The sequence below is a fragment of the Micromonospora sp. NPDC047620 genome (assembly GCF_043205005.1).
GTDB lineage: Bacteria > Actinomycetota > Actinomycetes > Mycobacteriales > Micromonosporaceae > Micromonospora.
Window position 1 is genome coordinate 1 of the sequence record NZ_JBIDDG010000054.1, and the last position, 24,523, is coordinate 24,523.

Annotated in this window: 3 protein-coding genes; all 3 read left to right on the forward strand. The window is 74.6% G+C overall.

Features of this window, described 5'->3' with window-relative positions; all coding sequences use genetic code 11:
- The coding region (locus ACGF5C_RS33425; RefSeq protein ID WP_393308203.1) for a type I polyketide synthase at positions 1-12,540 on the forward strand (12,540 nt) is incomplete at its 5' end.
- Positions 12,541-12,666: 126 nt separating this feature from the next.
- A complete protein-coding gene (locus ACGF5C_RS33430) occupies positions 12,667-13,560 on the forward strand; it encodes a metallophosphoesterase family protein (protein WP_393308206.1) in 894 nt (297 codons plus the stop codon).
- Between the two features lie 341 nt (positions 13,561-13,901).
- On the forward strand, positions 13,902-24,523 hold a 10,622-nt coding region (locus ACGF5C_RS33435; protein ID WP_393308204.1), incomplete at its 3' end, for an SDR family NAD(P)-dependent oxidoreductase.

Sequence of the window (24,523 nt, forward strand, 5' to 3'; positions counted from 1 at the left end):
GGGCGGTCGGCGGAGGCGGTGTCCGGTCAGGCGGCGCGGTTGGCGGAGTTCGTCCGGCGGGAGTCGGGTGTGCCGGCGGTGGAAGTGGGCTGGTCGCTGGCGACGTCGCGGGCGGCGTTGGAGCACCGGGCGGTCGTCCTCGGCGTCGACCGGGACGAGTTGCTGGCGGGCCTCGACGCCCTCGCCGGGGAGGGTGGGGTCGGCAACGTCGTCTCGGGCGAGGTGATTGCCGGCCGGCGGGCGTTCCTGTTCACGGGTCAGGGTTCGCAGCGGGTGGGGATGGGCCGGGAGCTGTACGGCTCGTTCCCGGTGTTCGCTTCGGCCCTCGACGAGGTGTGCGGGCACCTGGACCGGGTGCTGCCGCAGCCGTTGAAGAGGGTGCTGTTCGCGGATGCGGGCTCCGCCGGGGCCGAGCTGCTGGATCAGACCGTGTTCACGCAGGCGGGTTTGTTCGCGGTCGAGGTGGCTCTGTACGAGTTGTTGTCGTCGTGGGGTGTGCGGCCGGACTATCTGGCCGGGCATTCGATCGGTGAGGTGACCGCCGCGTACGTGGCGGGGGTGCTGTCGTTGGAGGACGCCTGCAAGCTGGTGGCGGCGCGGGGTTCGTTGATGCAGGCGCTCCCGTCCGGTGGCGGGATGCTGGCTGTGGGCGCGTCCGAGGACGAGGTCCGCGAGTTGGCCGGTGACGGCGTGGACGTGGCGGCGGTGAACGGGCCGAGGTCGGTCGTGTTGTCCGGGGCGGTGGTGGATCTCGATCGGGTCGAGGCGCTGTGTGTCGGGCGGGGTTGGCGGGTCAAGCGGTTGTCGGTGAGTCACGCGTTCCACTCGCGGTTGATGGAGCCGATGCTGGATGACTTCCGCGCCGTCCTGAACGGTTTGCAGTGGCATGCGCCCAAGCTGCCGATCGTTTCCAACGTCACCGGTGGGTTGGCTGATCCGGGTGAGATCGCCTCGCCGGGGTACTGGGTGCGGCATGTGCGGGAGGCGGTCCGGTTCTCCGACGCGGTCGCCACGCTGCACGGGTGCGGGGTGGGCACGTTCCTGGAGGTGGGCCCGGACGCGCCGTTGACCGCGATGGCGGCGGAGACCCCGGCGGACCGGCCGGTGCAGCAGATTCCGGCGCTGCGCCGGGACCAGCCGGAGACGACGGCGCTGGTGACGGCATTGGCGCGGTTGCACGTGACGGGCACCCCCGTGGACTGGGCGGCGTGGTTCACCGCGCAGACCGGCCAGCCGCCCCGCACCGTCGACCTGCCCACCTACGCCTTCCGCCACCAGCGCTACTGGCTGAACGCCCGCACCCGCCCGCACGGCCCCGAGAGCGGATCCGGCACTCCCGACGACGCCGCCTTCTGGCAGGTCATCGAGAACCAGGACGTGGAAGCCCTCGCCGCCACGCTCGCCGTCGACCCCGCCGCGACGCTGAGCGACGTGCTGCCCGCCCTGTCGGCGTGGCGCCGCCGCCGGGACGCGGAATCGACGCTCGACTCGTGGCGGTACCGGGTCACCTGGCAGCCGCTTCCCGACGCCCCCTCTCACCGGGAGGTCACGGACCTGCTGCTCGTCGTACCCGACAGCGCCGGCGGGACGGTGGAGGAGTGGACGACGGCGCTCGCCGCGCCCGGCGTACGGGTGCTGCGGGTGGCCCCCGGCCGAGGCCGCGACGCTCTCGCCCGCGATCTCGCCGAGACGTACGCCGAGCAGCCGCCCGGTGTCGTCCTGTCGCTACTCGGCCTCACGCCCGGCCCGCACCCCGAGTCCCCCTCCGTGCCGGCCGCCCTCGCCGACACCGTCGCCCTCGCCCAGGCGCTCGGCGACGCCGGGGCCGGCGCCCGCCTCTGGATCGCCACCCGGGGCGCGGTCGCCGTCGGCCCCCGCGACCAGCACGTCGACCCCGACCAGGCGCTGCTCTGGGGCTTCGGCGGCGTGCTGCGCGCCGAGCACCCCCAGCGGTGGGGCGGCCTCGTCGACCTGCCCGAGGCGGCCGACCCGCGCGGCGTACGGCTGCTGCGCCGGCTGCTCGGCGGCGAGCGCGCCGAGGACCAACTCGCCGTCCGCGCCACCGGCCCGCACGCCCGTCGGCTGGTCCGCGCCGGGCAGCTGGCCGGCCCCGGCCGCGAGTGGACCCCGCGCGGCACGACGCTCGTCACCGGAGGCACGGGCGCCCTCGGCGCGCACGTCGCCCGCGCCCTCGTGGCGGCCGGCGCCGACCACCTGCTCCTCGTCAGCCGGCGCGGCCCCGACGCCCCCGGCGCCGACGCCCTGGCCCGGGAGCTGACCGCGCTCGGGGCCCGGGTGACCGTGGCGGCGTGCGACGTCGCCGACCGCGACGACCTGCGCGCACTGCTTGCGGCCGTACCCGCCGACCTGCCGCTCACCGCCGTTGTGCACACCGCCGCGGCGCTCGACGACAACGTCGTCGACGGCCTCACCGTCGCGCAACTGGCCACGGCGCTGCGCGCCAAGGTCGACGCCGCCCGCCACCTCGACGAACTGACCCGCGACCACGACCTGTCGGCGTTCGTGCTGTTCTCCTCCCTGGCCGGCACCATGGGCGGCCCCGGGCAGGCCAACTACGCTCCCGGCAACGCATGGCTCGACGCCCTCGCCCACCGCCGGCACGCCGAGGGGCTGCCCGCCACGTCCATCGGCTGGGGCCTGTGGGCCGACGGCGGGGTCAGCGCGGGCGACTTCGAACGCCGGATGGCCCGCAACGGCTTCGGCGCGATGGACCCCGCCACCGCCGTGCGGGCGTTCGCCCGCGCCCTCGACCACGACGAGACCCACCTGGTGGTCGCGGACGTCGACTGGGACCGGCTCGCCGGCAACGCCGCCGGGCCGCGTCCCGACCCGCTGATCCGCGACCTGCTGACCGCCCCGCAGGTCACCGACGCCGCCACGGCCGACCGGGCCGCCGGGGCCGGCGCGCTGCGACACCGGCTCGTCGGGCTCTCCGAGCCCGAGCAGCTCGACGTGCTCCGTGACCTCGTACGCGGCGAGGTCGCGGCGGTGCTCGGCCACGCCGGCGCCGACCAGGTGCCGGCGGAGCGCGCGTTCCGGGACCTCGGCTTCACCTCGCTCACCGCCGTCGAGCTGCGCAACCGGCTCGACGCAGCCACCGGGCTCACGCTGCCCGCCACGCTGGCGTTCGACCACCCCAACCCGACCGCCCTGGCCGCCCACATCCGTACCGAACTGCTGGGCGGGCACGCGCTGCCCGCGACGCAGACCCCGACCGTACGTCCCGTCGACGACGACCCGATCGTCATCGTCGGCATGGGCTGCCGCTTTCCCGGCGGCGCCGGGTCGACGGAGGAGTTCTGGCGGCTGCTCGTCGACGGCGTCGATGCCATGTCCGACTTTCCCGTCAATCGGCACTGGGACCCCGAGGCGCTGGCGTCGTCGTACGTGTCCCAGGGGGCGTTCCTGCACGACGCGGGCGCGTTCGACGCGGAGTTCTTCGGAATCTCGCCGCGCGAGGCCACCGCCATGGACCCGCAGCAGCGCCTGCTGCTGGAGGTGTCCTGGGCGGCGATCGAGGACGCCCGGATCGACCCGCTGTCGCTGCGGGGCGGCCGGGTCGGCATCTTCGCCGGCACCAACGGGCAGGACTTCGACAACCTCATCCGGTATGGCGGCGAACGCCTCGCCGGGTACGGCGCCACCGGCGCGTCCGCCAGCGTGCTGTCGGGACGGGTGGCGTACTCGTTCGGGTTCGAGGGGCCGGCGGTGACCGTCGACACGGCGTGCTCGTCGTCGCTGGTGGCGTTGCACCTGGCGGCGCAGGCGCTGCGGTCGGGAGAGTGTGATCTGGCCCTGGCCGGTGGCGTGACGGTGATGGCCACCCCGGGCGCGTTCGTGGAGTTCTCCCGCCAGCGGGGCCTGTCGGCCGACGGCCGCTGCCGGTCGTTCGCCGAGTCGGCGGACGGGACGGGCTGGGGTGAGGGCGTCGGCGTGCTGGTGGTGCAGCGCCTGTCGGACGCCCGGCGGGACGGTCGGCGGGTCCTCGCGGTGGTACGCGGCTCGGCGGTGAACCAGGACGGGGCGTCGAACGGGTTGACGGCGCCGAACGGTCCGTCGCAGCAGCGGGTGATCCGGCAGGCTCTGGCGAACGCGCGGTTGTCTCCTGCTGACGTGGATGTGGTGGAGGCGCACGGCACGGGTACGACCCTGGGTGATCCGATCGAGGCGCAGGCCCTCCTTGCCACCTACGGTCAGGGCCGCGACGGCGTGGAGCCGTTGTTGTTGGGGTCGGTGAAGTCGAACCTGGGTCACATTCAGGCCGCTGCTGGGGTGGCGGGTGTGATCAAGATGGTCCTGGCGATGCGGCACGGGGTGGTGCCGGCGACCCTGCATGTGGATGCGCCGTCGTCGAGGGTGGACTGGTCGTCGGGCGCCGTCGCGCTCGCTACCGAGTCGATGCCGTGGCCGGTGGTGGGTCGGCCGCGTCGGGCGGCGGTGTCGTCGTTCGGGATCGCGGGGACCAACGCGCATGTGATCGTGGAGCAGGCGGAGGAGCTTGCCGACACGGCGGTGGCCGGGGATGTGCCGGTGGTGCCGTGGTTGGTGTCGGGGCGGTCGGCGGAGGCGGTGTCCGGTCAGGCGGCGCGGTTGGCGGAGGTCGTCCGGCGGGAGTCGGGTGTGCCGGCGGTGGAGGTCGGCTGGTCGCTGGCGACGTCGCGGGCGGCGTTGGAGCACCGGGCGGTGGTACTGGGCCGTGATCGTGGTGAGCTGCTGGCGGGGCTGGAGGCCCTGGCGGGCGGTTCGGCGGTTTCCGGTGTGGTGACGGGTCCCGCTTCGCCGGGCCGGGTCGCGGTGTTGTTCACGGGTCAGGGTTCGCAGCGGGTGGGGATGGGTCGTGGGTTGTACGACGTGTTCCCGGTGTTCGCGGAGGCGTTCGACGGGGTGTGTGCCCGTTTCGAAAGCCGGTTGCCGCGGTCGTTGCGGGACGTGGTGTTCGCTTCCGAAGGCTCGCCCGAGGCCGACCTGTTGGATCAGACGGTCTACACGCAGGCGGGTTTGTTCGCGGTCGAGGTGGCTCTGTACGAGTTGTTGTCGTCGTGGGGTGTGCGGCCGGACTACCTCGCCGGGCATTCGATCGGTGAGGTGGCTGCCGCCTATGTGGCGGGGGTGCTGTCGTTGGATGACGCGTGCGCTCTGGTTGCCGCTCGTGGGTCTTTGATGCAGGCGTTGCTGTCCGGTGGCGGGATGCTGGCTGTGGGCGCGTCCGAGGACGAGGTCCGCGAGTTGGCCGGTGACGGCGTGGATGTGGCGGCGGTGAACGGGCCGAGGTCGGTGGTGCTGTCCGGTGCAGAAGTTGACCTTGACCGGGTCGGGCAGCTCTGCGTGGAGCGGGGTTGGCGGGTCAAGCGGTTGTCGGTGAGTCACGCGTTCCATTCGCGGTTGATGGAGCCGATGCTGGACGGGTTCCGTGCGGTGCTCGACTCGCTGGCCTGGCAGGCGCCGAAGCTGCCGATCGTGTCGAACGTCACCGGTGGGTTGGCTGATCCGGGCGAGGTCGCCTCGCCGGGGTACTGGGTGCGGCATGTGCGGGAGGCGGTCCGGTTCTCCGACGCGGTCGCCACGCTGCACGGGTGCGGGGTGAGCACGTTCCTGGAGGTCGGCCCGGACGCGACCCTGACGGCGATGGCGGCGGAGACCCCGGCGGACCGGCCGGTGCAGCAGATTCCGGCGCTGCGCCGGGACCAGCCGGAGACGACGGCGCTGGTGACGGCGCTGGCGCGGTTGCACGTGACGGGCACGCCGGTGGACTGGGCGGCGTGGTTCACCACGCAGACCGGCCAGCCGCCCCGCACCGTCGACCTGCCCACCTACGCCTTCCAGGGCAGGTGGTACTGGCCGGAGCCGCGCACCCGCGGCGACAGCGCATCCCGGCCCGGCTCCGAGATCGACGAGCGGTTCTGGGCGGCGGTGGAGCAGGAGGACCTGGCCGGGCTGGGTGAGGAGTTCCGCCTGGAAGCCGATCAGCCGTTGGGCGTCCTGCTGCCGAGGCTGGCGCGGTGGCGGCGGGCGGGACGGCAGCGGTCGACGGCCGACTCCTGGCGCTACCGCGTCGAGTGGCGGCCCCTTCCCTCCGTACCGGCTGAGGCTGTGACCGGGACCTGGCTGGTCCTGGCGCTGCCAGGGCAGGCCGACCACCCCCTGGCCGAGGGCCTGGCCACGCGCGGCGCGCAGGTGCTCCCGGTCGTTCTGGACCCGGCGGCGCTGACGCGGGACGACGTGGCGGACCGGTTGCGTCCCGTACTGGCCGAGGCCGGCGAGGTGGCGGGGGTGGTGTCGCTGCTGTCGCTGTCGGGCGCTGGTGTGCCGGAGGCGTTGGCGGCGGTGCAGGCCCTGGGCGACTGCGATGTGCGTGGCCGGGTGTGGTGGGTGACGCGGGGCGCGGTGTCGGTGGGCCGGTCGGACGCGCTCGTGGACGCGCTGGCCGCGGCGACCTGGGGCGTGGGACGCGTGGCGGCGTTGGAGGAGCCGCGGCGGTGGGGTGGTCTGGTCGATCTGCCGGAGACCCTGGATGCCCGGGCGGTGCGGCGGGTGTGTGGGGTGATCGCGGCTGGGGTCGAGGATCAGGTGGCGGTGCGGTCGTCGGGGGTGTTCGTGCGGCGCCTCGTTCGCGCCGCAGGCGACGCCGCCCGGCGGGAGTTCCGGCTGTCGGGGACGGTGCTGGTCACCGGTGGTACGGGGGCGTTGGGGTCGCGGGTGGCGGAGTGGGCTGTGGGCGCCGGTGCGGAGCACGTCGTGTTGACGAGTCGGCAGGGTGAGCGGGCTCCGGGTGCGGCGGAGTTGGCGGAGCGGCTGCGCGGCGTGGGTGCGCGGGTGACCGTGGTGGGCTGCGACGTGGCCGACCGGGACGCCCTCGCCGGGCTGCTCGCCGAGCTGGGCGAGCCCGTCCGCGCCGTCTTCCACGCCGCCGGAGCCCCGCAGTTCACCCCGCTGTCCGACATCACGGCCGACGAGCTGGCCCACGTCCTGCGGGCGAAGGTCGACGGTGCGGCGAACCTGGACGAGCTGCTGCCCGACGACGCGCTGGACGCGTTCGTGGTGTTCTCGTCGATCGCCGGGGTGTGGGGCTCGGCGGGGCAGGCCGGCTACGCCGCCGCCAACGCGTACCTGGACGCGTTCGCCGTGCGCAGGCGCGCTCGGGGCGTGACCGCCACAGCCGTGGCCTGGGGCCCCTGGGGCGGCGCCGGGATGGCGGCGCAGGGCGAGGCGCAGGAACAGCTGAGCCGTCGTGGGTTGCCGGCGCTGGCGCCGGAGCTGGCGGTCGCCGCGTTGCAGGCCGCGCTCGACCGCGACGACACCTCGGTCGTCGTCGCCGACGTGGCCTGGGACCGGTTCGCCGCGTCGTACACGGCGCTGCGGCCCAGCCCACTGCTGGCCGAGATCCCCGAGGCACGGGCCGCGACGGACGCCGAGGGCGGCCGGGACGATGCCCAGGAGCGCTCGCAGCTCGGCCGACGGCTCGCCGGGATGACGCCGGCCGAGCGGGACGCGTACCTGCTCGACCTCGTACGCGCCCAGGTCGCCGTGGTGCTCGGGCACGCGACGCCCGACGCCGTACCGGCGGACAAGGCCTTCCAGAGCCAGGGCTTCGACTCGCTCACCGCCGTCGAGCTGCGCAACCGGCTCACCGCCGAGACCGGGCTCGCCCTGCCCACCACCCTCGTCTTCGACCACCCGACGCCGCTGGCCCTGGTGGCCCACCTGAGCACCGAGCTGACCGGTACGCCGGCCACCTCGGTCGCCGCGGAGCGGACGGCGGCGGTCGACGACGACCCGATCGCGATCGTTGGCATGAGCTGCCGGCTGCCCGGCGGCGTCGACGGCGTCGACCAACTCTGGGACCTGCTGGTGAACGGCCGCGACGGCATCTCCGACTTCCCCCTCGACCGGGGCTGGGACAGCTTCCTCGACGGCCGGCTCTCGGACACGTCCTTCCCCCGCCAGGGCGGCTTCGTCTACGACGCGGGCGCGTTCGACGCGGAGTTCTTCGGGATCTCGCCCCGCGAGGCGCTCGCCATGGACCCGCAGCAGCGGCTGCTGCTGGAGACATCGTGGGAGGCGATCGAATCCGCGGGCGTGGATCCGTCGGGCCTGAAGGGCGAGCGCGTCGGCGTCTTCGCGGGCGCCAGCTTCCAGGGGTACGCCTCCAACGCCATGGGCCGGGACCAGGAGGTGGGCGGCCACCTGCTCACCGGCAACGCGACCAGCGTGCTGTCGGGGCGGGTGGCGTACTCGTTCGGGTTCGAGGGGCCGGCGGTGACCGTCGACACGGCGTGCTCGTCGTCGCTGGTGGCGTTGCACCTGGCGGCGCAGGCGCTGCGGTCGGGAGAGTGCGATCTCGCCCTCGCCGGTGGCGTGACGGTGATGGCATCCCCCGCCACCTTCGTGGAGTTCTCCCGCCAGGGGGGCCTCTCCGCCGACGGCCGCTGCCGGTCGTTCGCCGAGTCGGCGGACGGGACGGGCTGGGGCGAGGGCGTCGGGATGCTCCTCGTCGAGCGACTGTCCGACGCGCGGCGCCTGGGCCACCGGGTGCTCGCCGTGGTGCGGGGAACCGCCGTCAACTCCGACGGCGCGTCCAACGGGCTCACCGCGCCGAACGGGCCGGCGCAGCAGCGGGTGATCCGCCAGGCCCTCGCCAACGCGCGGCTCACCACCGCCGACGTGGACGCGGTGGAGGCGCACGGCACGGGCACCACCCTCGGCGACCCGATCGAGGCGCAGGCCCTCCTTGCCACCTACGGCCAGGGCCGCGACGGCGTGGAGCCGCTGCTGCTTGGGTCGATCAAGTCGAACATCGGTCACATTCAGGCCGCCGCCGGGGTGGCGGGTGTGATCAAGATGGTCCTGGCGATGCAGCACGGGGTGGTGCCGGCGACCCTGCACGTGGATGCGCCGTCGTCGAAGGTGGACTGGTCGTCGGGCGCCGTCGCGCTCGCTACCGAGTCGATGCCGTGGCCGGTGGTGGGTCGGCCGCGTCGGGCGGCGGTGTCGTCGTTCGGGATCTCCGGGACGAACGCGCACGTCATTATCGAGCAGGCCGAGGCCGTCGAGGCCGAGGCTACGGTGGGCGCCGATCTGCCGGTGGTGCCGTGGTTGGTGTCGGGGCGGTCGGCGGAGGCGTTGTCCGAGCAGGCAACCCGCCTGACCGAGCACGTACGGCGCGACGAGCGGCAGTCGGTCCGGAACCTCGGCTGGTCCCTGGCCACCGCTCGGGCGGCGTTGGAGCACCGTGCGGTGGTCCTCGGCACCGATCGGGACGAGTTGCTGGCCGGGTTGGACTTCCTGGCCGGCGGGGCAGGGGTCGGCACCGTCGTCTCGGGTGAGGTGGCTAGCGGCCGTCGGGCGTTCCTGTTCACGGGTCAGGGTTCGCAGCGGGTGGGGATGGGTCGGGGGTTGTACGACTCGTTCGCGGTGTTCGCGGAGGCGTTCGACGGGGTGTGTGCCCGTTTCGAGGGCCGGTTGCCGAAGTCGCTGCGGGAGGTGGTGTTCGCTTCCGAAGGCTCGCCCGAGGCCGGTCTGTTGGATCAGACGGTGTTCACGCAGGCGGGTTTGTTCGCGGTCGAGGTGGCTCTGTACGAGTTGTTGTCCTCGTGGGGTGTGCGGCCGGACTACCTCGCCGGGCACTCGATTGGTGAGGTGACCGCCGCGTACGTGGCGGGGGTGCTGTCCCTCGATGACGCATGCGCTTTGGTTGCGGCGCGGGGTTCGTTGATGCAGGCACTCCCGGCCGGTGGCGGGATGCTGGCCGTGGGCGCGTCCGAGGACGAGGTTCGTGGGCTGGTCGGTGACGTGGTGGACGTGGCGGCGGTGAACGGGCCGAGGTCCGTCGTGCTGTCCGGCGCGGTGGCTGACCTTGATGGGGTCGCCGAGCGGTGCTCGGGGCGGGGTTGGCGGGTCAAGCGGTTGTCGGTGAGTCACGCGTTCCACTCGCGCCTGATGGAGCCGATGTTGGACGAGTTCCGGGCGGTCCTGGACACGCTGGCCTGGCAGGCGCCGAAGCTGCCGATCGTGTCGAACGTGACGGGCGGGCTGGCTGATCCGGGCGAGGTCGCCTCGCCGGGGTACTGGGTGCGGCACGTCCGCGAAGCGGTCCGGTTCTCCGACGCGATCGCCACGCTGCACAGGTGCGGGGTGAGTACGTTCCTGGAGGTCGGCCCGGACGCGACCCTGACCGCGATGGCCGCGGACACCCCTGCCGACCGGCCGGTTCACCACGTTCCCGCGTTGCGCCGGGACCAGTCCGACACCACCGCCCTGGTGACGGCGTTGGCCAGGTTGCACGTGACGGGCACGCCGGTGGACTGGGCGGCGTGGTTCACCGCGCAGACCGGCCAGCCGCCCCGCACCGTCGACCTGCCCACCTACGCCTTCCAGCGCCAGCGCTACTGGCTGCTCGACACGCCGCCGGCCGCCCCGGCCCCGTCGAACACCGGCGGCTCGGAGATCGACGAGCGGTTCTGGGCGGCGGTGGAGCAGGAGGACCTGGCCGGGCTGGGGGAGGAGTTCCGCCTGGAAGCCGATCAGCCGTTGGGCGTCCTGCTGCCGAGGCTGGCGCGGTGGCGGCGGGCGGGACGGCAGCGGTCGACTGTCGACTCCTGGCGCTACCGGGTCGACTGGGAGGCCGTACCCGACGCCGACGGGACCCTGTCCGGGACCTGGCTGCTGCTGGTGCCGTACGCCGGCATCGATGATGCCCTGATCGCGACCGTGACCGACGGTCTCACGGCGGCCGGGGCGAAGGTCCGGCGGCTGGTGCTCGACGGCCCGGCCGACGACCGCGAGCTGGTGGCCAAGGCCCTCCGCGCCGCCGGTGAGGTGGCCGGGGCGGTGTCGCTGCTGTCGCTGTCCGGGGCGGGTGTGCCGGAGGTGTTGGCGACGGTGCAGGCGCTCGGTGACTGTGCCCTCAACGGCCGGGTGTGGTGGCTGACGCGGGGCGCGGTGGCCGTGGGCGGCTCCGATGCCCCCGTGGACCCCGTCGCGTCCGCGGCCTGGGGTCTCGGGCGCGTGGCGGCGTTGGAGGAGCCGCGGCGGTGGGGTGGTCTGGTCGACCTGCCGCAGATTCTCGACGCGCGGGCGGTGCGGCGGGTGTGTCAGGTGATCGCGGTCGGGGTCGAGGACCAGGCGGCGGTGCGCCCGTCGGGCGTTTTCGTCCGGCGGCTCTTCCGGGCCGGGTCCGACCCCACTCGGCGGGAGTTCCGGCTGTCGGGGACGGTGCTGGTCACCGGTGGTACGGGGGCGTTGGGGTCGCGGGTGGCGGAGTGGGCCGTCGGGGCCGGTGCGGAGCACGTCGTGTTGACGAGCCGGCAGGGTGAGCGGGCGCCGGGCGCGGCGGAGCTGGCGGAGCGGCTGCGCGGCGTGGGTGCACGGGTGACCGTGGTGGGCTGCGACGTGGCCGACCGGGACGCCCTCGCCGGGCTGCTGGCCGAGCTGGGCGAGCCCGTCCGCGCCGTGATCCACGCCGCCGGGGCGGCGCAGTCCACCCCGCTCGCCGAGATGACCGCCGACGAGCTGGCCCACGTCCTGCGGGCGAAGGTCGACGGTGCGGCGAACCTGGACGAGCTGCTGCCCGACGACGCGCTGGACGCGTTCGTGGTGTTCTCGTCGATCGCCGGGGTGTGGGGCTCGGCGGGGCAGGCCGGCTACGCCGCCGCCAACGCGTACCTCGACGGCCTGGTGGCGCGTCGACGCGCCCGGGGCGCGGCCGGCACGGCGGTGGCCTGGGGCCCGTGGGCCGGCGCCGGCATGGCCCACGGCGAGCAGCAGGAGCAGCTCGGCCGTCGCGGGTTGCCGGCGCTGGCGCCGGAGCTGGCGGTCGCCGCGTTGCAGGCCGCGCTGGACCGCGACGACACGTCGGTCGTCGTCGCCGACGTGGCCTGGGACCGGTTCGCCGCCTCGTTCACCGCACGGCGCCCCAGCCCACTGCTGGGCGGCATCCCCGAGGCCCGGACGACCGACCGGCAGGAAACCGCGCCGTCGGACGCGGGCGCGCCGCAGGCGCTGCGCGACCGGTTGGCCGCCGCCGGCGGGGCCGAGCGGGAGCGCATCCTGCTCGACCTCGTACGCCACAGCGCGGCCACGGTCCTCGGCTACCGCACCCCGGCCGCGATCCGCGCCGGGCGGGGCTTCCTGGAACTCGGCTTCGACTCGCTCACGGCCGTCGAGCTGCGCAACCGGCTCACCGCCGAGACCGGGCTCGCCCTGCCCACCACCCTCGTCTTCGACCACCCGACGCCCGCGGCCCTCGCCGAGCACCTGCGTGCCGAGCTGGCCCCCGCCGCCCCGGCCACGCCGGTCGTCGCCGAGATCGACCGGCTGGACCAACTGCTGCGCACGGCCCCGGCGGAGCAGCGCGACGACGCGGAGATCACCCGCCGGCTGGAGGACCTGCTCTCCCGGTGGCGGGCCGCCAGCCGGCCGGCGCCCGCGAGCGACCCGGCCGACGACCTGGCGGAAGACCTGGCGGACGCGAGCGAGGACGACATCTTCGACATCATCCAGCGGGAGTTCGGCAAGTCCTGACCGTCGCCCGCCCTAGGGGTGGGCCGGTCGCATCTAGGGGTGTGCGCCGCCTGTCGGGCTCCGTAGGGTCGGAGCCCGACAGGCGGATGCCGTCCCCGGGCCGGTGCGCGCGGACGGGCGGTGGGGGTGCACGCGGGTGCCCGGAGGGACGGGAGGTTCCGTGTGACCGGCTCCCACGGCCGCCAGCTGCTCGCGATCAGCGACCTGCACGTCGTGTACGCGGAGAACCGCGCGCTCGTCGAGGCCATGCGCCCGAACAGCGACGACGACTGGCTGATCGTCGCCGGCGACGTCGGCGAGTTCGTCGCCGACATCGAGTGGGCGCTCGGCCTGCTCCGGGACCGCTTCGCCAAGGTGATCTGGGCGCCCGGCAACCACGAGCTGTGGACGCCCCGCGACGACCCGAACCAGTTGCGCGGCGAGGCCCGCTACCGGCACCTCGTGGAGCTGTGCCGCCGCCTCGGCGTGGTCACCCCCGAGGATCCGTACCCGGTGTGGGACGCCGACGGCGACCCCGTCCTGATCGTCCCGCTCTTCGTCGGGTACGACTACACGTGGCGGCCTCCCGGCACGTACACCAGGGAGCAGGCCCTCGCACGGGCGCACGAGACGGGCGTCGTCTGCACCGACGAGATCCTGCTGCACCCGGACCCGTACCCGAGCCGGGACGCCTGGTGCCGGGCGCGGGTGATCCAGACCGAGCGGCGGCTCGACGCGGAACGCGGCGGGCTGCCCACCGTCCTGGTCAACCACTACCCGCTGGTCCGCGAGCCGACCCGCGTCCTGCGCTACCCCGAGTTCGCCCAGTGGTGCGGCACCGACCTCACCGCGGACTGGCACCTGCGCTACGACACCCGCGTCGCCGTCTACGGCCACCTGCACATCCCCCGCACCACCTGGTACGACGGGATCCGGTTCGAGGAGGTCTCCGTCGGCTACCCGCGCGAGTGGCGACGCCGCGCCAGCCCGCCGGGCCGACTTCGGTCGATCCTGCCGGCCCCCGCCCGGCGCCCCGCCTGACCACCCCTCCAGCGGGCGGCGCCGCGCGTCGCTGCGACCCGCTCCGGCCTGCGCTTATTCGGTTCGTCCGGCGGCCCGCGCGCCCGGCTGAATGAGGGGTCCGTAGGGGTTGGGCCGCAGATCAGCGCTCAGTACCGTCCACACACGGTGGCGGTCAGGTGCCGGCATTGCGGGGTCGGACGGTGCGGTGGCGTGCGCGTGATCAGCGGTGAGGAAACACATTGAAGCGCTAAGTGGTTCTCTCGCCATCGGTCCTCTCCGGTCAATTACGCCGAGTCGAATCGATGGCTTGCTCAATGTTCGGCGGAATTGATCGGTAGCAAGCTCCGGGCGGGTGGGTCATGGCGGACGACGAAAAGCTCCTCGAACACCTGAAGTGGGTGACCACCGAGCTCCGCCAGGCGCACCGGCGCCTGCGGGAACTGGAGAGCTCCGAGCCGGAGCCGATCGCCATCGTGGGCATGGCGTGCCGGTTCCCCGGCGGGGTGGGCTCACCCGAGGAACTGTGGGACCTGGTGGCCGCCGGTGCGGACGCGACCGGGACGTTCCCCGACGACCGCGGCTGGGACCTGGCGGCGCTGTACCACCCGGACCCCGACCACCCCGGGACCTCGTACAGCGACCGGGGCGGCTTCCTGCGCGACGCCGGCCACTTCGACCCGACGTTGTTCGGGATCTCCCCGCGCGAGGCCCTCGCCATGGACCCGCAGCAGCGCCTGCTGCTTGAGGCCACCTGGGAGGTGTTCGAGCGCGCCGGCATCGACGCGAACTCGCTGCGCGGCAGCCGCACCGGCGTTTTCGTCGGCACCGCCGGCCAGGACTACGCCACGGTGCTCCGCCGTCTTCCCGAGGGCGCCGAGGGGTACGTGCTCACCGGCACCGCCGCCAGCGTCATCTCCGGCCGGCTCGCCTACTCGTTCGGCCTCGAAGGGCCGGCCGTCACCATCGACACCGCCTGTTCCTCGTCCCTGGTCGCCCTGCACCTGGCCAGCCAGGCCCTGCGCGACGGCGAGTGCAGCCTCGCCGTGGCCGGCGGCGTCAGCGTCATGGCCACCCCCGGCGGCTTCATCGAGTTCTCCCGCCAGCGCGGCCTCGCCTCCGACGGACGCTGCAAGGCGTTCTCCGCCGACGCCGACGGCACCGGCTGGTCCGAGGGCGTCGGCATGCTGCTGGTCGAGCGGCTCTCCGACGCCCAGCGCAACGGGCGGCGCATCCTCGCGGTCATCCGGGGCAGCGCCGTCAACCAGGACGGCGCCAGCAGCGGCCTCACCGCCCCGAACGGGCCCGCCCAGCAGCGCGTCATCCGCCAGGCCCTCGACAACGCCCGGCTGGCCCCCGCCGACGTCGACGCCGTCGAGGCGCACGGCACCGGCACCCGGCTCGGCGATCCGATCGAGGCGCAGGCGCTGCTCGCCACGTACGGGCAGGACCGGCCCGCCGACCGTCCGCTGTGGCTCGGCTCGCTGAAGTCGAACATCGGGCACGCGCAGGCCGCCGCCGGCGTCGCCGGGGTCATCAAGATGGTCCTCGCCATGCGGCACGGCGTCCTGCCGCGCACCCTGCACGTCGACGAGCCGTCCCCGCACATCGACTGGTCGGCCGGCGCCGTCTCGCTGCTCACCGAGGCACGGCCGTGGGCCGACGAGGACGACCGGCCCCGGCGGGCCGCGGTCTCCTCGTTCGGCATGAGCGGCACCAACGCCCACCTCATCCTGGAGCAGGCGCCCGAGCCCACGGCCCAGCCGGCCGCCGAGCCCGACCCGCGCGTGCTCCCGGTGATCCCGGTGCTGCTCTCGGCCGCGCAGGCTGCCGCCCTGCCGGCCCAGGCCGAGCGGTGGGCCGCCGCGCTCACCGCCGACCCGGACCTGCGCCCGCTCGACCTGGCCTTCTCGTCGGTGGTCGCCCGGGCGGCCCTGGACCACCGGGCCGTGGTCGCCGCCGCGGGCCGGGACGACCTGCTGGCCGGGCTGCGCGCCCTGGCGGCCGGGGAGCCCTCCGGCGCGGTGGTCGCCGGGCAGGCCGGGGACCGGGGCTCGCTCGCGGTGCTGTTCTCCGGTCAGGGGGCCCAGCGCGCCGGCATGGGCCGCGAGCTGTACGAGACCTTCCCCGTCTTCGCGTCGGCGCTGGACGAGGTGTGCGGGCACCTGGACCGGGTGTTGCCGCAGCAGCTTCGTGAGGTCCTGTTCGCGCCCGACGGCTCGCCGGAGGCGGGCCTGCTGGACCAGACCGTGTTCACCCAGGCCGGGCTGTTCGCCGTCGAGGTGGCGCTGTTCCGCCTCGTGGAGTCGTTCGGGGTCGTGCCGGACTTCGTCGGTGGGCATTCGGTCGGGGAGATCACGGCCGCGTACGTGGCCGGGGTACTGACGCTGAAGGACGCGTGCGCCCTCGTCGCGGCCCGCGGCAAGCTGATGCAGGCGTTGCCGGCCGGCGGCGGGATGCTGGCGGTGAACGCTCCCGAGGCCGAGGTGCTGGCCACGCTGGACGGGCTGACCGATCGGGTCGGGATCGCGGCCGTCAACGGCCCGACCTCCGTCGTCGTCTCGGGGGCTGTCGAAGCCCTGGACGGTGTGGAGGCCGTCTGGCGGAACCGGGGCGTGCGGACGCGGCGGCTGACGGTCAGCCACGCGTTCCACAGCCCGCTGATGGAGCCGATGCTGGCGACGTTCCGCCGCATCCTCGGCAAGCTGACGTTCTCCGCCCCGACGCTGCCGATCGTGTCCAACCTGACCGGCGCCCTCGCCGACGCGGAGGACATCCGCACCGCCGACTACTGGGTCCGGCACGTCCGCGAGGCCGTCCGGTACGCCGACGGGATCGTCGCCCTGCGCGCGGCCGGCGCCGACACGTTCGTGGAGATCGGCCCGCAGAGCGTCCTCACCGCGCTGAGCGGCGACATCCTGCCCGGCGACGACGGCGTGCTCGCCGTCGCCGCCCAGCGCAAGGATCGGCCCGAGGCGCACGCCCTGCTTGCCGCCCTCGGCGACCTGCACGTCCACGGGGTCCCCGTCACCTGGCAGGCGTGGTTCGCCGACACTTCCGCGGCGTGGGTGGACCTGCCGACGTACGCGTTCCAGCGGGAGCGGTTCTGGCCTGAGGTGGGGTCGTGGCGGGTCGGTGACGTCTCCGGTGCGGGCCTCGGGGTTGCCGGGCATCCGTTGCTGGGTGCGGCGGTGCGCCTGGCGGGTGACGACGAGGTGGTGCTGACCGGTCGGTTGGCGTTGTCGTCGCATTCGTGGTTGGGCGATCACGTGGTGTCGGGTGCGGTGGTGGTGCCGGGCACCGCGTTGGTGGAGTTGGTGGTGCGGGCCGGCGACGAGGTGGGTTCGTCGCGGGTGCGGGAGTTGACGATCGCCGCGCCGTTGGCCCTGCCGGCGTCGGGTGGCGTGCGGGTGCAGGTGCGCGTCGGCGCGGCGGACGGGTCCGGGGCGCGTCAGGTGACGGTGCACTCGCAGCCGGAGGAGGACGCCGAGGCGGAGTGGGTCCGGCACGCCGAGGGTGTGCTGGAGCCGGCCGCCGCCGAGGAGCCGGCGGTCGGTGCCTGGCCGCCGGCCGGGGCGTCCGAGGTGGAACTGGCCGGCTGGTATCCGGCCTTCGCGGAGCACGGGCTGTCGTACGGGCCGGTGTTCCAGGGGCTGCGGCGGGTGTGGGCCGGCGACGGCGAGGTGTACGCCGAGGTGGCCCTGCCCGACCAGGCAGCGGGCGACGCGACGGGATTCGGGGTGCACCCGGCGCTGCTGGATGCCGCGCTGCACCCGATCGGGCTGCTCGACGCCGGTTCCGGCTCCGGTCCGCGGGTGCCGTTCGCGTTCGAGGGTGTGCAGGTGCACGCGTCGGGTGCGTCGGTGCTGCGGGTGCGGCTGACCCGTGCCGGCTCGGCGGTCCGGTTGGTGGCGGTGGACGGGTCGGGTGCGCCGGTGGTGTCGGTGGACTCGCTGGTGCTGCGGGAGATGGGTGCGGTTGCCGCGCCGAACGCGGCCGACCGGTCGCTGTTCGAGGTGTCGTGGCAGAGCGAGGACGTGGCCCCGGCCGGGACCGTGTCCGGCTGGGCGGTGCTCGCCGACGCGCCGGCCGGCCTGCCGGGCGTGCCTTCGTACCCGGACGTGCCGGGCCTCGTCGCGGCCGTCGAGGCGGGAGAGCCCGCGCCGAAGGCGGTGCTGCTGCGGGCCGAGGCCGACGGCCTCGCGGTGCCGGCCCCGCAGGCGGCGCGCGCGCTCACCGTCGATGTGCTGGCGGTGGTGCAGTCGTGGTTGGCCGCCGAGGCGCTGGCGGACGCGCGGCTGGTGGTGGTGACGCGCGGCGCGGTGGTGGCCCGCGACGAGGACCGGGTGGCGGATCTCGCGGGCGCGGCGGTGTGGGGTCTGCTGCGGTCGGCGCAGTCGGAGCACCCGGACCGCGTCGTCCTGGCCGACCTCGACCGGGAGTTGGACGCCGACGCGCTGGCCCTGCTCGCCGCCGTGGCCGACGACCCGGCCCCCACCGGCGGCCAGCTCGCGATCCGCGAGGGCGCCGTGCTCGTACCCCGGCTGACGCGCCTCACCAGCGCGGAGCTGGTGCCCCCGGCGACGGGCCTCTGGCACCTCGCGCCCGTCAAGCCCGGAACGCTGGACGGCATCGACCTGGTGCCCGCCCCGGCGGTGAAGCTCGGCCCGGGCCAGGTGCGGATCGCCGTCCGCGCCACGGGCGTCAACTTCCGGGACGTGCTGATCGCCCTGGACATGTACCCGGACCCGGCCGCCAGGATGGGCAGCGAGGGCGCCGGCGTCGTGCTGGAGGTCGGCCCCGGCGTCGACGGTCTGGTCCCCGGCGACCGGGTGATGGGCATGTTCGAGCCCGGCTTCGGCCCCCAGGTTGTCGCCGAACGGGAGCGGATCGCGAAGATCCCCGCCGGCTGGTCGTTCACCCAGGCGGCCTCCGTCCCGCTCGTGTTCCTGACGGCGTACTACGCGTTGCACGATTTGGCGGGGTTGCGGGCGGGGGAGTCGGTGCTGGTCCACTCGGGTGCGGGTGGGGTTGGTATGGCGGCGATCCAGTTGGCGCAGCACTTCGGTGCGACGGTGTACGCGACGGCGAGCCCCGGTAAGTGGGGTGTGCTGCGTGGTTTGGGTGTGGCGCGGGAGCGGATCGCGTCGTCGCGGTCGACGGAGTTCGAGCAGGCGTTCGCCTCGGCTAGTGGTGGCGCGGGTGTGGATGTGGTGTTGGATGCGCTCGCGGGTGAGTTCGTGGACGCGTCGTTGCGCCTGTTGCCGCGTGGTGGCCGGTTCGTGGAGATGGGTAAGACGGATGTCCGTGATCCGGGGCAGGTGGCGCGGGATCACGTTGGGGTGGTGTATCGGGCGTTCGATCTGAACGAGGCCGGTGGGGTGCGGATCGGGCAGATGTTGTCCGAGTTGCTGGCTCTGTTCGAGCGGGGTGTGCTGTCGCCGTTGCCGGTGCGGGTGTGGGATGTGCGGCAGGCGCGTACGGCGTTGCGGCACATCAGTCAGGCCCGCCACGTGGGCAAGGTCGTGCTCCGGGTTCCGGCGCCGATCGACTCGGACGGCACCGTGCTCGTCACGGGTGCATCCGGCACCCTCGCCGGGGTGGTGGCGCGGCACCTCGTCGCCACGGGTCAGGCGCGTCGGTTGTTGTTGGCGTCGCGTCGCCTGCCCGGCGAGGGCAGTGAGTACGCGGCGCTGGTCGCGGAGCTGACGCAGGCCGGTGCCACGGTCGACGCCATTGCGGTGGACGTGAGCGACCCGCGGCAGGTGGCGGACGTGGTGGCCGGGGCGGATCGGTTGGCGGCGGTGGTGCACTGTGCGGGTGTGCTGGCGGACGCGACGATCACGTCGTTGGATGCCGGTGCTGTGGCCGCTGTGATGGGGCCGAAGGTCGACGGGGCGTGGGCGCTGCACGAGGCCACGGCTGGCCTGGACCTGTCGGCGTTCGTGGTGTTCTCGTCGATCGCGGCGACGCTGGGTTCGCCGGGGCAGGGCAACTACGCGGCGGCGAACGCGTTCCTCGACGCCCTCGCGCAGCACCGTCGGGAGCGGGGCCTGCCGGCCACCAGCATCGGCTGGGGCATGTGGGCCACCACCAGCAGCATGACCGCCCACCTCGACCGGGACGACCAGCAGCGGCTGCGGCGACTGGGCATGACCGCCCTGTCCGCCGACGAGGGCGCCGCGCTGCTCGACGCGGCGACGGCAAGGGCGCTGCCGAACGTGGCGGCGGCCCGGCTGCGGATCACCGCCGACGCCGCCCAGGTCCCGCCGATCCTGCGGCTGCTGGCGCGGGCCGGCGGACGCCGGCAGGCCGGTGGCGCTGCCGCCACGACCGGTTCCTCCTGGCGTGACCGGCTGGTCGGGCTGTCGCAGGACGACGCCCGTCGGCTGCTGGTGGACCTCGTGTGCGGGCAGGCGGCGGCGGTGCTGGGGCACGCGTCGGCGCAGGCGGTGCCGGGTGGCCGGGCGTTCAAGGAACTGGGCTTCGACTCGTTGACGTCGGTGGAGCTGCGCAACCGGCTCGCCTCGGCGACCGGGCTGCGGCTGTCCGCCACTCTCGTCTTCGACTACCCCACCCCCGTCCGGCTGGCCGAGCACCTGCACGAGCAGTTGGGCGACGTCACAGCCGTTGCGACCGCCGTTTCCGCGACTGGCGCGGCGGGCACCGACGAGCCCGTCGCGATCGTCGGAATGGCGTGCCGGTACCCGGGTGGCGTCAGCACCCCCGAGCAGTTGTGGGACCTGGTCGCCTCGGGCGGGGACGCGATCGGCGGCTTCCCCGCCGACCGGGGTTGGGACCTCGACGCCCTGTACGACCCGGACGCCGATCGGGCGGGCACGTCGACGACCCGGCAGGGTGGCTTCCTGTACGACGCGGCCGAGTTCGACCCGGCGTTCTTCGGGATCTCGCCGCGCGAGGCCCTCGCCATGGACCCGCAGCAGCGGCTGCTGCTGGAGACCTCGTGGGAGGCGTTCGAGCACGCCGGCATCGACCCGGCCAGCCGGAGCAGCACCGTCACCGGCGTCTTCATCGGCGCCGCCTCCTCCGGCTACGCCGCCACCGGAAGCGACGGCCTGGAGGGCCTGGAGGGCCACCTGCTCACCGGCACCGCCGGCAGCGTCGCCTCCGGCCGGGTGGCATACACGTTCGGGCTGGAGGGACCGGCGGTCACCGTCGACACGGCGTGCTCGTCGTCGCTGGTCGCCCTGCACCTCGCCGCGCAGGCGCTGCGCTCCGGCGAGTGCGAGATGGCCCTGGCCGGCGGCGTCGCGCTGATGGCCCAGCCCGGCATGTTCTCCGAGTTCTCGCGCCAGGGCGGCCTGGCACCCGACGGCCGCTGCAAGGCGTTCGCCGCGGGCGCGGACGGCACCGGCTGGGGCGAGGGCGTCGGCATGCTGCTGGTGGAGCGGCTCTCCGACGCGCGGCGGCACGGGCACCGGGTCCTCGCCGTCATCCGGGGCACCGCCGTCAACCAGGACGGCGCGTCCAACGGGCTGACCGCCCCGAACGGGCCGTCGCAGCAGCGGGTCATCCGCCAGGCCCTGGCCAACGCCCGCCTGTCGACCGTGGACGTGGACGCCGTCGAGGCGCACGGCACCGGCACCACCCTCGGCGACCCGATCGAGGCGCAGGCACTGCTGGCCACGTACGGGCAGGACCGGCCGGGTGACCGGCCGCTGCTGCTGGGATCGATCAAGTCGAACATCGGGCACACCCAGGCCGCGGCGGGCGTGGCCGGTGTGATCAAGATGGTCCTCGCCATGCGGCACGGCATCGTGCCGCCCACCCTGCACGTTGACGAGCCGTCCCCGCACATCGACTGGACCTCAGGGGCCGTGACCCTGGCCACCGAGGCGACGCCCTGGCCGGCGGTCGACCGGCCCCGCCGGGCCGCTGTCTCCTCGTTCGGCATCTCCGGCACCAACGCCCACGCCATCATCGAGCAGGCACTCGCCGTCGACGCCCCGCCGGCCAGCCCCGAACCGGCCGACCGGCTGCCCGGCCTGGTCGCCGCGGACGCCGTGCCGCTGCTCGTCTCGGGCCGCAGCCCCCGGGCGCTGCGCGACCAGGCGGCCCGGCTCAGGGAGCGGCTCGCCGACCGGTCGGACCTCGACCTCGTCGACGCCGCGTACTCGCTCGCCGCCGGCCGTGCCCACCACCCGTACCGGCAGGTCGCCGTGGCCGCCGACCGGGACGACGCGCTCGCCGGGCTCGCCGCGCTGGCCCTGGCCGACCAGCCCACCAGCGTCGGCGAGGACACCCCGAAGGTCGTCTTCGTCTTCCCCGGCCAGGGCTCCCAGTGGGCCGGGATGGCCCTCGACCTGCTGGAGTCGTCGCCCGTCTTCCGGGACCGGATGCGCGAGTGCGAGACCGAGCTGGCCCGGCTGGTCGACTGGTCCCTGGAGGACGTCCTGCGGGCCACGCCGGGCGCCCCGCCGATGGACCGGGTGGACGTCGTCCAGCCGCTGCTGTTCTCCGTCATGGTCTCCCTCGCCGAGCTGTGGAAGTCGTGCGGCGTCGTGCCGGACGCCGTCATCGGCCACTCCCAGGGCGAGATCGCCGCGGCCTGCGCGGCCGGCGCGCTCACCCTGCCGGACGCGATGCGGCTCGTCGTCGCCCGCAGCCGGGGCCTGCTGGCCATCTCCGGGCAGGGCGGCATGGTGTCCGTGCCGCTGTCCGCCGCCGACACCGAGCAGCTGATCGCCCCGTGGGGGGACACCCTCTCCGTCGCCGCCCTCAACGGCGCCTCCGTGACCGTGGTGTCCGGCGACGCCGCGTCGGTCGCCGAACTGCTCGCAGTCTGCGCGGAGCGCGACATCCGTGCCCGGGAGATCGCCGTCGACTACGCGTCGCACTGCGCCCACGTCGAGGCCGTCCGCGACGACCTGGCCACCGCCCTCGGCACGATCGAGGCCCGTCCGACCGGCGTCGCCTTCCACTCCACCGTCACCGGCGAACTGCTCGACACGACCGAGCTGGACGCCGACTACTGGTACCGGAACCTGCGCGAGCCCGTCCGGCTCGCCCCCGTCGTCGACGGGCTCATCGCCGCCGGCTTCCGAGCCTTCGTCGAGGTCAGCCCGCACCCCGTCCTCAAGGTCGTCGTCCAGGACGCCCTCGACCGGGCCGATGCCGGGCGGTCCGGCGGTGGCGTGGTCGTCGGCTCGCTGCGCCGCGACGAGGACGGCCGCCGCCAGCTGCTCGCCGCGCTGGCCGGGCTGCACACCGCGGGCGTACGGGTCGACTGGGCCGCCGTCTTTGCCGGCTCCGGCGCGGCGCGGGTGGACCTGCCGACGTACGCGTTCCAGCGGGAGCGGTTCTGGCCCGAGGTGGGGTCGTGGCGGGTCGGTGACGTCTCCGGTGCGGGCCTCGGGGTCGCCGGGCATCCGCTGCTGGGTGCGGCGGTGCGCCTGGCGGGTGACGACGAGGTGGTGCTGACGGGTCGGTTGGCGTTGTCGTCGCATCCGTGGTTGGGCGATCACGTGGTGTCGGGTGCGGTGGTGGTGCCGGGCACCGCGTTGGTGGAGTTGGTGGTGCGGGCCGGCGACGAGGTGGGTTCGTCGCGGGTGCGGGAGCTGACCATCGCGGCGCCGTTGGCGTTGCCGGCGTCCGGTGGGGTGCGGGTGCAGGTGCGCGTCGGTGGGGCCGACGACGCGGGCGTCCGCCAGGTGACGGTGCACTCGCAGCCGGAGGGCGACGCCGGGGCGGAGTGGGTTCGGCACGCCGAGGGTGCGCTGGAGCCGGCCGTGGCCGAGGAACCGGGTCTGGAGGTGTGGCCGCCGGTCGGCGTGCCGGAGACGGACCTCGCCGGCTGGTATCCGGCGTTGGTGGAGCACGGGCTCGCGTACGGGCCGGTGTTCCAGGGGATGCGGCGGGTGTGGGCCGGCGACGGCGAGCTGTACGCCGAGGTGGCCCTGCCCGACGACGTGGCGGAGAGCGCCGGCCGGTTCGAGGTCCACCCGGCGCTGCTGGATGCGGCCCTGCACCCGATCGGGCTGCTGCTGACCGCCGAGGCGTCCGCCCCCCGGGTGCCGTTCGCGTTCGAGGGCGTGCAGGTGCACGCCTCGGGCGCCCGGACACTGCGGGTGCGTTTGAGCCGTGCCGGGACGGCGGTCCGCCTGGTCGCGGTGGACGAGTCGGGTGCGCCGGTCGTGTCGGTGGACTCCCTCGTGCTGCGGGAGATGGCCGCCGTGTCCGCCCCGGCCGGGACCGACCGGTCGCTGTTCGAGGTGACGTGGCAGGCCGAGGACGTGACCCCGGCCGGGGACGCCTCCGGCTGGGCCCTGGTCGGTCACGCGCCGGCCGAGCTGCCGGGTGTGCCCGTGTTCGGGGACGTGGCGGCGCTGGTCGCGGCCGTCGAGGCGGGCCAGGAGGCGCCGAGCCTCCTCCTGCTGCCGGTCGCCGCCCCGGAGGGTGACGACCTGCCCGGGCTGGTCCGCTCCACGACGTCGGCCGTACTGGAGTCCGTGCAGGCGTGGCTGGCCGCCGAACCCCTCGCCGAGACGCGGCTGGTCCTGGCGACCCGGGGCGCCGTGGCGGCGCGGCCCGGCGACCGGGTCGACGACCTCGCGGGTGCGGCGGTGTGGGGCCTGCTGCGGTCGGCGCAGTCGGAGCACCCGGACCGGATCGTCCTGGCCGACCTCGACCGGGAGCCGGACGCCGACGCGCTGGCCGTGCTCGCCGCCGTGGCCGCCGACCCGGCCCCCACCGGCGGCCAGCTCGCGATCCGCGACGGCGCGGTGCTCGTACCCCGGGTCACCCGGCCGACCGGCGACGCGCTCACCCCGTCCACGGAGCTGTGGCACGTCGCGGCGGTCAGCCCCGGCACCATCGACGGCGTCGACCTGGTGCCCGGCAGCGCGGCGCCGCTCGCGGCCGGCCAGGTGCGCGTCGCCGTACGCGCGGCGGGTGTGAACTTCCGGGATGTTCTGATCGCGCTGGGCATGTACCCGGATCCGTCTGCGGTGATGGGTAGTGAGGG